The organism is Streptomyces sp. NBC_01723 (genome assembly GCF_036246005.1).
Classification (GTDB): domain Bacteria; phylum Actinomycetota; class Actinomycetes; order Streptomycetales; family Streptomycetaceae; genus Streptomyces.
On sequence record NZ_CP109171.1, the window covers coordinates 1,075,449 to 1,086,853 of the forward strand.

The window sequence follows — 11,405 nt, forward strand, 5'->3', positions numbered from 1 at the left end:
CCCGCGCGGCAGGGCACTTCCCGCGCGGGGGCTCCGGCCTCCTTCCGGCACACGGAGGGAGGCCGGAGCCGACCGGCCCGCGACGGCCCCTCCGTGGGGCCTCAGCGGGCGCCGAGGAGGTGATCCATGGCGAGCTGGTCGAGGTGCTCGAACGCCATACCGCGCGCGGCGGCCGCGTCCACGTCGAAGGTGTCGTACGCGGTCGGGTCGGCCAGCAGTGCCGCCAGGCCGTCCTCGGCGGTCGGTCGGGCCAGTTCGTCCAGGCGGGCCGCGGCCAGGGCCTCCCGCACCTGCGGGTCGGCGCGGAAGGAGGCCGCGCGGTCCTTGAGGATCAGGTAGTTGCGCATGCAGCCGGCCGCGGACGCCCACACGCCGTCGAGGTCCTCGGTGCGGGGCGGCTTGAAGTCGAAGTGCCGCGGGCCCGCGTATCCGGCCCGCTCCAGCAGGTCGACGAGCCAGAACGCCGCCCGCAGGTCGCCCGCGCCGAACCGCAGGTCCTGGTCGTACTTGATGCCGGACTGGCCGTTGAGGTCGATGTGGAACAGCTTGCCCGCCCACAGTGCCTGCGCGATCCCGTGCGGGAAGTTCAGCCCCGCCATCTGCTCGTGGCCGACCTCCGGGTTGACGCCGTACAGCTCCGGCCGCTCGAGGCGCTCGATGAACGCCAGCGCGTGGCCCACCGTCGGCAGCAGGATGTCACCGCGCGGCTCGTTCGGCTTCGGTTCGATCGCGAACCTCAAGTCGTAGCCCTGCTCGGTGACGTACTCGCCCAGCAGGTCGAAGGCCTCCTTCATCCGCTCGAGAGCGTCCCGTACGTCCTTGGCCGCACCGGACTCCGCGCCCTCCCGGCCGCCCCAGGCGACGTACACGCTCGCGCCCAGCTCGACCGCGAGGTCGATGTTGCGGATGGTCTTGCGCAGTGCGTACCGGCGCACGTCCCGGTCGTTCGCCGTGAAGGCGCCGTCCTTGAACACCGGGTGCGTGAACAGGTTCGTCGTCGCCATCGGCACCTTCATGCCGGTGGCGTCCAGGGCCTGCCGGAAACGCTTGACGTGCGCCTCCCGCTCCGAGTCGCTCGACCCGAACGGGATCAGGTCGTCGTCGTGGAACGTGACGCCGTGGGCGCCCAGCTCGGCCAGGCGACGCACCGATTCCGCCGGGTCCAGGGCCCGCCGGGTGGCGTCGCCGAACGGATCACGGCCCTGCCAGCCGACCGTCCACAAACCGAACGTGAACCTGTCCTCGGGAGTGGGCTGGTAGTTCATTCCGCGGCTCCTCACTCGCTGCCGATCACTCGCTGCCGACTATTTCGTCATGGCGCTTTACAAATTAGTATGCACACACGGTCCTGGGAAGGGACAAGGTGTGCCAGTGCCCGAAGCAGTGAAGTCCGGGAAGAGGGAGTAGACCGATGTCAGCAGCCGAGGGTCCGCTCGTCGTCGGTGTGGACACATCCACTCAGTCCACGAAGGCGCTGGTCGTCGACGCGGCCACCGGCCGGGTCGTCGCGAGCGGCCAAGCCCCCCACACCGTGTCCTCCGGGGCCGGCCGGGAGAGCGATCCGCGCCAGTGGTGGGACGCGCTGGGCGAGGCGCTGAGCCAGTGCGGCGACGCCGCCCGCGAGGCGGCCGCGGTGTCGATCGGCGGGCAGCAGCACGGGCTCGTCACCCTGGACGCCCAGGGCGAGCCGGTGCGCCCGGCATTGTTGTGGAACGACGTGCGTTCCGCCCCGCAGGCCCGGCGTCTGATCGAGGAGCTGGGCGGGCCCAAGTCCTGGGCGGAGCGCACGGGCAGCGTGCCCAGCGCGTCCTTCACGGTCACCAAGTGGGCCTGGCTGGCCGAACACGAGCCGGACGCGGTCCGCGCGGCGAAGGCCGTACGCCTCCCGCACGACTACCTCACGGAGCGCCTCACCGGCGAGGGGACCACCGACCGGGGCGACGCGTCCGGCACCGGCTGGTGGGCGTCCGGCACGGAGGCGTACGACGAGGACATCCTCGCGCGCGTGGGACTCGACCCGGCACTGCTGCCCCGGGTGGTCCGGCCCGGCGAGGTGGCCGGCACCGTGCGCGACGGCCACGGCCTGCCGTTCACGAAGGGCACCCTGGTCGCCGCGGGCACCGGTGACAACGCGGCCGCCGCTCTGGGACTCGGGCTCCGTCCCGGCGTGCCGGTGATGAGCCTCGGCACGTCCGGGACCGTGTACGCCGTCTCGCGGCTGCGCCCCGCCGACCCGACCGGCACGGTGGCGGGATTCGCCGACGCGCGCGGTGACTGGCTGCCGCTCGCCTGCACCCTGAACTGCACGCTCGCCGTGGACCGCGTGGCGACCCTGCTGGGCCTGGACCGGGAGGCCGTCGAACCCGGCACCGAGGCGACGCTCCTGCCCTTCCTGGACGGCGAACGCACCCCGAATCTCCCGCACTCCTCCGGCCTCCTGCACGGACTGCGGCACGACACGACCGCCGGTCAGCTGCTCCAGTCCGCGTACGACGGCGCCGTCCACTCGCTGCTCAACGCACTCGACCTGGTGCTCGACGCCGACGCCGACACGTCGGCGCCGCTGCTCCTGATCGGCGGCGGGGCACGTGGGGGCGCCTGGCAGGAGACGGTACGTCGGCTGTCGGGGCGTCCCGTCCAGATCCCCGAGGCGAAGGAGCTGGTCGCGCTCGGCGCCGCGGCACAGGCCGCCGGCCTGCTGACCGGCGAGGACGCCGCCGCGGTCGCCCGGCGCTGGAACACGGCGGCCGGACCGGTACTCGACGCCGTGGAGCGGGACGAGGCGACGCTGGCGAGGATCACCGGGGTACTCTCCGACGCGGCACCGCTGCTGGAGCGGTCCACGGAATCCCGCTGAGGACGCGGTGACCCGGGCGACGACCGACCGAGGAATGACGGAGGCATGACCGCACCGCCGCACGAAGCCGAACCGGCCCGGCACGGGCGCACGCTTCCGGACACCCAGCAGGGGATGCGCCGCCGGAATCTCGCCCGGGTGATGCACACCGTCAGCGCGGAAGGACCGCTGTCCCGGGCCGCCGTCGCCTCACGGATCGGGCTGACACGCGCGGCGGTCTCGACCCTCGTCGACGAACTCGTCCGCTCGGGCCTGCTGGAGGAGCTGGGTCCCGAGCGGCCGGGCCGGGTGGGGCGGCCCGGGTCGGCGCTCGCCGTCAGCGCGCGGGGCCCGGCGGGCATCGGCGCGGAGGTCGGCGTGGACCACCTCGCGGTCTGCGCGGTCGATCTGCGCGGCCGGGTGCGGTCCCGTGCCGTGCGGTACGGCAGCAACCGGGACAGCTCCATCGAGCCGGTGATCGAACGGCTCACCGCTGTGGTGCGGCAGGTCGTCGCGGAGGCCGAGTCCGATGGGCTGTGGCCGGCGGGGCTGGCGGTGGCCGTGCCGGGTCTCGTGGCGCGCGACGGCCGCACCGTCGTACGCGCACCGAACCTGGACTGGCACGACGCCGACCTCGGCGCGCTGCTGCCCGCGGACCTGCCGCTGACCGTGGACAACGAGGCCAACTTCGGGGCACTCGCCGAACTCTGGCTCGGCGACGGGACGCCCCGGGACTTCCTGCACGTCTCGGCCGAGATCGGCATCGGCGCCGGCGTGGTCTTCGACGGACGGCTGCTGCGCGGCACGCGCGGATTCGCGGGCGAGCTGGGTCATGTGCCGGTCCGGCCCGACGGCCCGGAGTGCCCCTGCGGCGGGCGCGGGTGCCTGGAGCAGTACGCGGGTGAGAAGGCGGTGCTGCGCGCCGCCGGCGTGGAGCCGGGCGAGGACCGCGTCGGGCTGCTCGCCGGACGGGCCGCGGAGGGCGACGAGGACGTGCGGCGCGCCCTGCGCGAGGCGGGCACGGCGCTCGGCATCGCGCTGACCGGGGCGGTCAACCTGCTGGATCCGGAGAGCGTGGTGCTGGGCGGCGCGCTGGCCGGACTCGCGCCCTGGCTGCTGCCGTCGTTGCGCGACGAACTGGCCCGGCGCACGGCCGGCCCGGCCTGCCCGGTCTCGGTGTCGGACCTGGGCCCGCAGGGGCCGCTGCTCGGCGCGGCGCACTCGGTGGTGCGGGCGGTCCTGGACGACCCGGCGGTGGTGGCGGAGCGCGCCTGAGCCGTTCAGGGGCTCGACGAAGGGTCCACTCACGCCTCTCTTTCACTCGATCGAGTGAGCGTGATGTCCACAAGGCGGTGGCCGTCCACGGAACGGCGCGGCGTTCTTCTGCGCAATCCCCGTCCCCCGTACGGTGATTGCGCGGCCGCACCCCGCAGGCAGGGTGTACGGACCGCCGGCGTTGCTCTCCTCGGCAGGGCCGGACTTCTCCTCAGCAAGACCGAACAGCTGAGCACCCACTCCCCCCACCGGGCTCCAGGGCCCACCGACGAAAGGGCAGTCCCATGGACAGGGAAAGGACAGCTCCGGTTCCGACCAGGCGGCGGATTCTGTTGGGCGCCGCGCTCGCCACCGTCCCGTTCACCCTGCTCTCCGGTACGCCGGCCGCCGCACGGCCCCGGGCGGTCGACTATCCCTCCGCCGAGTGGCAGCCCGCCACGACGTCCAACTACAGCCGGTCCAGCAGGCCCACGGCCTATCCCGTCGACCACGTGGTCATCCACGTCACGCAGGAAACGTACGCGGACACCCTCTCCATCTTCCGCGACCCCGAGAGGCAGGTGTCCGCGCACTACGTCGTCCGGTCCGCCGACGGACACGTGGCGCAGTGCGTCCGTGAGGTGGACATCGCCTGGCACGCGGGCAACTGGGACTACAACACCCGCAGCATCGGCATCGAACACGAGGGGTGGGTGGACCAGCCGGCGTACTTCACGGACGCGATGTACGAGCAGTCGGCCCGCCTCACCGCGGCGATCTGCACCACGTACGGCATCCCCATGGACCGCACGCACATCATCGCGCACCACGAGGTGCCCGGCAGCGACCACACGGACCCGGGGCCCTACTGGGACTGGACCCGCTACATCAGACTGGTCAACCTGGCCTCGGCCTCGGCAGATCCCACGTCGCGCTGATCCGGCTGGTCGAAGAGGTTGTCCGCGCGTATCGGCGGAGTGACGATGTCTCCCATCCCACCACTGTCCGGGGAGGCCGAGTTGACTGATTCATGGCTGGCTCTGGAACCGGGGGCCGACCCCGCCGAACGTGCCCGGACACTGCGCCGCGCGCACGAGACGTTCACCGCGGCGGGCACGGTGTCGCGACCCGTGCGCGCCGTGGTGGCGGAGTCCTGGCGGCGGTCGGTCCGGGCGGGGGTGGGACCGGACGGCACGGCGAGCGTGGAGCTGATGGACGGCGACCTCGGTGCCTACCGTGCCGAACATCCGCTGGCGCGCGTGATGCCACTCGTCCGGGAGCTCCTGGGCACCTTCGCCGCCGACGGCGAGCATCTGCTCGCCGTGTGCGACGCGCACGGCAGACTGCTCTGGGTGGAGGGGCATCCGGCCACCCGGCGCCGGGCGGGACGGATGAACTTCGTGCCGGGTGCCCGGTGGGCGGAGTCCGCGGTCGGGACGAACGCGCCGGGCACGGCGATATCGGTCGGCCGTCCGGTCCAGGTCTTCACGGCGGAGCACTTCATACGCCGGGTGCAGCCGTGGACGTGCGCGGCGGCTCCGGTGCACGATCCGCGCACCGGGCGGGTGCTGGGCGCCGTGGACATCACCGGCGGGGACGGGCTGGCACACCCGCACAGCCTGGGGTTCGTACAGGCGGTGGCGCGTGCCGCCGAGTCACAGCTGGCCCTGCTCGCTCCGGAGGCACCCGCGGGCGAGGCCGCCGAACTGACCGCGCTGGGCCGTGACGAGGCCCTGCTGAGCGCGGACGGTCGCAGGGTCAGGCTGAGCCGACGGCACAGCGAGATCGTCGTGCTGCTGGCCCAGCATCCGGAGGGCCTGACCGGCGACGAGTTGCTGTGCGCGCTGTACGAGGGCGAGACGGTACCGCCGGTGACCCTGCGGGCCGAGCTGGCCCGGCTGCGCGCCATCGTGGGGCCGGGCCGGCTGGCATCCCGGCCGTACCGGCTCACTATGCCCGTGGAGTCCGACGCCGCCGTCGTCGAGCGTCGTCTGCGGGCGGGAGCGGTCACCGGGGCGGCGACGGCGTACGCCGGTCCGCTGCTGCCAGGGTCCCAGGCCCCGGCGGTGGTGCGGCTCCGGCGCCGCCTCGCCGACGGGCTGCGGGCCGCGCTGATCGCCCGCCGTGATCCCGACCTGCTGGCCGACTGGGCGCACGCGCCGTGGGGTGAGGACGACCTCGACGTCTGGCGCGCGCTCGCCACGGTCCGGCCCACTGCGGCGACTCGGTCCCGGCTCGCCGCGCTGGAGTCGGAACTGACGGCGCCGGGCCCGTGGTAACCGTCGCCGACGCAACGTGTCTGCAACGTCCCGCTGCCTAGCCTCACGCGCAGAGCTGTCCAACGGCGGGCAGCGCTCGACGAGGAGGCATTCAGGATGACCCGTTACACGGCGCCCGGCACCGAGGGCGCGATCGTCTCCTACCAGTCGCGCTACGACCACTTCATCGGCGGCGAGTACGTGCCTCCGGCCCGCGGGCAGTACTTCGAGAACCCGTCACCGGTGAACGGTCAGCCGTTCACGGAGATCGCGCGGGGAACGGCGGAGGACGTGGAGCGGGCGCTCGACGCGGCACACGAGGCCGCCCCGGGCTGGGGCCGCACCTCGGTGACCGACCGCTCCGACATCCTGCTGAAGATCGCCGACCGTATGGAGGCGAACCTGGAGCGCCTGGCGGTCGCCGAGAGCTGGGAGAACGGCAAGCCGGTGCGCGAGACGCTGGCGGCCGACATCCCGCTGGCCGTCGACCACTTCCGCTACTTCGCCGGAGCGGTCCGCGCCCAGGAGGGCTCGCTCAGCGAGGTCGACGACGACACCGTGGCGTACCACTTCCACGAGCCACTCGGTGTCGTCGCCCAGATCATCCCGTGGAACTTCCCGATCCTGATGGCGGCCTGGAAGCTCGCTCCCGCACTCGCGGCCGGGAACGCGGTGGTGCTCAAGCCCGCCGAGCAGACCCCGGCATCGATCCACTACTGGCTGAGCCTGGTCGCGGACCTGCTGCCGCCCGGTGTCCTCAACGTCGTCAACGGGTTCGGCGTGGAGGCGGGCAAACCGCTCGCGTCCAGCCCTCGGGTGGCGAAGGTGGCGTTCACCGGCGAGACCACCACCGGGCGGCTGATCATGCAGTACGCCTCGGAGAACATCAAGCCGGTCACGCTGGAGCTGGGCGGCAAGTCGCCGAACGTCTTCTTCGACGACGTCTGGGCGCGGGACGACGACTTCCGCGACAAGGCGCTCGAGGGCTTCACGATGTTCGCGCTCAACCAGGGCGAGGTCTGCACCTGCCCGTCCCGGGCCCTGATCCAGCGCGGCAACTACGCCGAATTCATGGAGGCCGCCGTCGCCCGCACCCGGTCGATCAAGCCGGGTCACCCGCTGGACACCGACACGATGATCGGCGCGCAGGCCTCCAACGACCAGTTGGAGAAGATCCTTTCCTACCTGGACGTCGGCCGGCAGGAGGGCGCCAAGGTACTCACCGGCGGCGAGCGCATCGAGCACGACGGCGAGCTGAAGGGCGGCTACTACGTCCAGCCGACCATCTTCGAGGGCCACAACCGCATGCGGATCTTCCAGGAGGAGATCTTCGGCCCGGTCGTGTCGGTCACGTCCTTCGACGACTTCGACGACGCGATCAAGACCGCCAACGACACGCTGTACGGCCTCGGCGCCGGGGTGTGGACCCGCGACATGAACACCGCCTACCGCGCGGGACGCGCGATCCAGGCGGGACGCGTGTGGACCAACTGCTACCACGCGTACCCGGCGCACGCCGCCTTCGGAGGGTACAAGCAGTCCGGCATCGGCCGGGAGAACCACAAGATGATGCTGGAGCACTACCAGCAGACGAAGAACCTTCTCTGTTCCTACAGCCCTCGGACACTCGGCTTCTTCTAGAGCCCGGGGTCGGGTTCCCGGGTGCGGTGCCCCTCACTGCCGGTCCGGCCTGCCCGAGGGCTACCGGATACAGTGCGCGAGACGGCCGCCTTGGTCAGAGAGGGGCAGCGTGACCGACACCCGCGACACCCGACCCGCCGACAGCGAAGCGCGAACTCCGCGGCAGAGCCGACTGCACCGCCTGATGCGCTACCTCCCCCTGGTCGCCCCCGTACTCCTGTGGGCCGTGCCCTGCTGGGTGCTCCTGTACGCCGGGCAGCACTGGCCGCTGTCCGTCACGCTGGTCGCCAGCGCGCTGTTCGTGCTCGGCCTCGTCGGGATGCCGCTCGCGATGGCGCGCGGCCACGGCCGGCGTCAGCAGGACCGGGCGGCGATCGTCGGAGACACCCTGCTGGGCGCCGGCTGGGTTCTGTTCACGTGGTCCGTCCTGCTCGGGGCCCTTCTGCGGCTCGCCCTGAGCGTGGCCGGCGTCGGCGACGGGCAGGACCGGGCCCGCATCGTCACCTGGGCCGTCCTCGGCGTGACCGCCGTACTGCTCGCCTGGGGGTACGCCGAGGCCCGCCGCGTGCCACGCGTGCGCCGGCTCGACGTGCACCTCCCCCGGCTGGGGGCCGGGTTGGACGGCACTCGCGTCGCCCTCATCACCGACACCCACTACGGTCCCCTCGATCGCGCCCGCTGGTCGGCGCGGGTGTGCGAGACGGTGAACACCCTGGAGGCCGACCTGGTCTGCCACACCGGCGACATCGCGGACGGCACGGCCGAACGACGCCGCGCCCAGGCCGCCCCGCTCGGGACCGTCCGGGCCACCCATGCCCGGGTCTACGTCACCGGCAACCACGAGTACTACAGCGAGGCCCAGGGCTGGGTCGACCTGATGGACGAGCTGGGCTGGGAGCCGCTGCGCAACCGCCATGTGCTGCTCGAACGCGGAGGCGACACCCTCGTGGTCGCGGGCGTGGACGACGTCACCGCCGAGTCCTCCGGCCTGGCGGGCCACCGCGCCCACCTCGCCGGGGCCCTGGACGGCGCCGACCCCGGCCTGCCCGTCCTGCTCCTGGCACACCAGCCCAAGTTCGTCGACCGCGCGGCGGCCGCCGGCATCGACCTCCAGCTCTCCGGCCACACCCACGGCGGCCAGATCTGGCCCTTCCACCACCTCGTCCGCCTCGACCAGCCCGCCCTCGCCGGCCTCAGCGAGCACGGCTCCCGCACGCTCCTCTACACCAGCCGCGGCACCGGATTCTGGGGCCCGCCGTTCCGCGTCTTCGCCCCCAGCGAGATCACCCTGCTGGTGCTCCGCTCCCCGGGCCCGACCACGTCGACGTAGGACTCGGCAGGGGATGGGAACGGGCTTCCGGGGTTCAGGCCGGTTGCCCGGAGGCCGGTGGGCGATCTCGAAGATCACCATGACGCCGCGAGGGCGGGGCGGCCGAGGCGGACGGGGACGCCGGGCGAGTACAGGACGCTCACCGGGGCACCGGTGGGGGCCTCGATCCCGGCGCCCGCGACCAGGTCCTCGTCACACGTGACGAGCTGGGCCCGGTGCAGAGGCCAGCGGGGATGGTGGTTGGGCAGGTACGCCGCCCCGCCGAAGAACATGTTGTGCATGCCCCAGCGGGCGGTGAGGAAGTGCTCCAGGGCGGTCGGCTCGTGGATGCGCTCGCCGGGCCGCACGGTGATGCGGCTGTAGGCGCCGCGCGGGCCGGGCCAGCGGCGGGAGCTGGTGTAGGTCACGGTGTCGCCGGCGGTGCGGACGCTCATGCGGGACCACAGGTAGGGCAGCCGGAAACCGACGCGCCCCATCACCACCGGGATCAGCCGCGAGGCGTCCATCGACCGGAAGACCACGCCACGGCGGCCATGGGCGTCCACGCTGTAGAGGCGGACGTTGGTCTCCGGGAACGAACCGAAGTACGGAACCCCGGGCAGCCGGAACCAGCCGACCCTGTGCATCCGGAAGGCGACCAGCCCGACGTACGTGAGGCCGTCGTGGGTGTCGGGGACGGTGCCGCGCGGCATGAGTCCCGCCACGTCGGCGGGGTCCACGGCCCAGTGGACGAAGGCGAGGTCGAGCCACTCCTGGGTGAGGAGTGGCATGCGTATCGGCGCGGGGGCGTCGGGAGTGACGGCGCTGGGCTTCTGCACGGCGCAAGGATGGCAGACGCGAGGGCGCGTCCTCCGGCGGGTCCGGTGCAGCCGGATCGGGATTGACCCTCGACCTGGTCAAGGGCCCAGAGTTCCGGACGTGGAGAGCGAGATGCGCAGCATTGGGGAGATGGCCCGCGACAGCGGACTGGGCGTGAGCGCCCTGCGGTTCTACGACCGCGCCGGTGTGCTGGTGCCGGCCTGGGTGGATCCGGTGAGCGGCTACCGCTGGTACGCGCCGGGGCAGCTGGACGAGGCCCGGCTGCTGGCGCGGCTGCGGCGGGCCGGGATGCCTTTGGCGGACATCCGGCTGGTGCTGGCCGGCTGGTCCGGCTCGGACACGGACCTCGTGCGCGGTCTCCTCCAGGCGCACCTGCGCCGGCTCGAACGTGGGCTGGCCGATGCCCGCAGCGAGTTCTCCGCACTCCGAGTCCTGCTCGACCAGAGGGAGAGTCCCATGACCGCTTCGCCCCGTACCGACGCCGTCCGGCTGTCCGTGCCCGCCGACGGACTGGCCGCCGCGCTGGACGCGGTCCGTTTCGCCGTCGGCGCCGACCCCGAGCTGCCGATGCTCGGCGGGGTCCTGTTCGACGTGGAGGGCGACACGCTGCACGTCGTGGCCACCGACCGGTACCGGATGGCCGTCGCGCGTACGACTGCCACCGGGCACGGCGGGCCACGTGACCAGGTCATCGTGCCCGCCCCGCTCGTGGACGCCATGCGCGCCCTGCTGGGCGGCGACGGGCCCGTCCACCTGGGTGTGGAGGGTGACCGTGTGATGCTGGAGGCCGGGGACCGCCAGGCGGCCGGGCCGCGCCTCGCGTACGACTTCCCCGACTACCGGCGTCTGGTGCGACTGCCGGCCGGACGGCGCGCCGTGGTCGACGTGGCCGCCTTCCGGACGGCCCTGACGGACGGGCCCGTCCGCGCCGGTGAGGTGCGCGAAGAGGGCGGGACCGCGCAGGAGATGAGCGTGCTCGGCGTGACGGACGACGGCACCGTGGCCGTGTGCGGGGAGGGCGACGAGGACCGGGACGTCGTCGCCGTCGACCGGGGGTTCCTGCTGGACGCGCTCGCCGCCGCGGGGCGGGACCGACTGGTCCTGGAGCTGGGCGCCCCCACGGCGCCGGTCGCGATCCGGCGGACCGACGACGAGGCCACGTTCTCGCTGCTGATGCCGGTCCGCCTGGACAACTGAGGGCGGCTCAGGGGTCTCTCCCTCCCGGCCGTCCCTTGCGCCGACGGCGTTGTCAGTGGTCTCGCCTACA

9 protein-coding genes are annotated in these 11,405 nt (G+C 72.9%); 7 read left to right on the top strand and 2 right to left on the bottom strand.

Annotation, left to right across the window (positions count from 1 at the left end; genetic code table 11):
- Nucleotides 1-101 precede the first annotated feature (101 nt).
- The gene (gene xylA / locus OIE75_RS05120; RefSeq protein ID WP_122620858.1) at nucleotides 102-1,265 is read right to left on the bottom strand and encodes a xylose isomerase; all 1,164 of its coding nucleotides are present in this window, start codon (nucleotides 1,263-1,265) and stop codon (nucleotides 102-104) included.
- A gap of 146 nt (nucleotides 1,266-1,411) precedes the next feature.
- Here xylA and xylB point away from each other — a divergent pair, with 146 nt between their 5' ends.
- The 6 genes from xylB to OIE75_RS05150 all read left to right on the top strand — a co-directional run bounded on the left by xylB (nucleotide 1,412) and on the right by OIE75_RS05150 (nucleotide 9,319).
- On the top strand, nucleotides 1,412-2,857 hold the full coding sequence (xylB, locus tag OIE75_RS05125) for a xylulokinase (RefSeq protein ID WP_307010041.1): 1,446 nt from the start codon (nucleotides 1,412-1,414) through the stop codon (nucleotides 2,855-2,857).
- A 45-nt stretch (nucleotides 2,858-2,902) separates the two neighbouring features.
- On the top strand, nucleotides 2,903-4,111 hold the full coding sequence (locus OIE75_RS05130; RefSeq protein ID WP_329469730.1) for an ROK family transcriptional regulator: 1,209 nt from the start codon (nucleotides 2,903-2,905) through the stop codon (nucleotides 4,109-4,111).
- A gap of 284 nt (nucleotides 4,112-4,395) precedes the next feature.
- Nucleotides 4,396-5,028, top strand: coding sequence for an N-acetylmuramoyl-L-alanine amidase (locus tag OIE75_RS05135; RefSeq protein WP_329469731.1), 633 nt, complete (start codon nucleotides 4,396-4,398; stop codon nucleotides 5,026-5,028).
- A gap of 81 nt (nucleotides 5,029-5,109) precedes the next feature.
- On the top strand, nucleotides 5,110-6,369 hold the full coding sequence (locus OIE75_RS05140) for a helix-turn-helix domain-containing protein (RefSeq protein ID WP_307010046.1): 1,260 nt from the start codon (nucleotides 5,110-5,112) through the stop codon (nucleotides 6,367-6,369).
- Between the two features lie 96 nt (nucleotides 6,370-6,465).
- Complete coding sequence (exaC, locus tag OIE75_RS05145) at nucleotides 6,466-7,989, top strand: acetaldehyde dehydrogenase ExaC (RefSeq protein ID WP_329469732.1); 1,524 nt, start codon at nucleotides 6,466-6,468, stop codon at nucleotides 7,987-7,989.
- 109 nt (nucleotides 7,990-8,098) lie between these two features.
- Nucleotides 8,099-9,319 carry a metallophosphoesterase gene (locus tag OIE75_RS05150; protein WP_329469733.1) on the top strand — a complete coding sequence of 407 codons (1,221 nt, stop codon included), beginning with the start codon at nucleotides 8,099-8,101 and terminating at the stop codon, nucleotides 9,317-9,319.
- 74 nt (nucleotides 9,320-9,393) lie between these two features.
- On the opposite strand, the gene OIE75_RS05155 is transcribed toward OIE75_RS05150, so the two are convergent.
- Complete coding sequence (locus OIE75_RS05155) at nucleotides 9,394-10,089, bottom strand: YqjF family protein (protein ID WP_373463067.1); 696 nt, start codon at nucleotides 10,087-10,089, stop codon at nucleotides 9,394-9,396.
- Nucleotides 10,090-10,249: 160 nt separating this feature from the next.
- Between OIE75_RS05155 and OIE75_RS05160 the strand changes: the two genes are divergently transcribed.
- On the top strand, nucleotides 10,250-11,335 hold the full coding sequence (locus tag OIE75_RS05160; RefSeq protein WP_329469734.1) for a DNA polymerase III subunit beta family protein: 1,086 nt from the start codon (nucleotides 10,250-10,252) through the stop codon (nucleotides 11,333-11,335).
- Nucleotides 11,336-11,405: the final 70 nt, after the last annotated feature.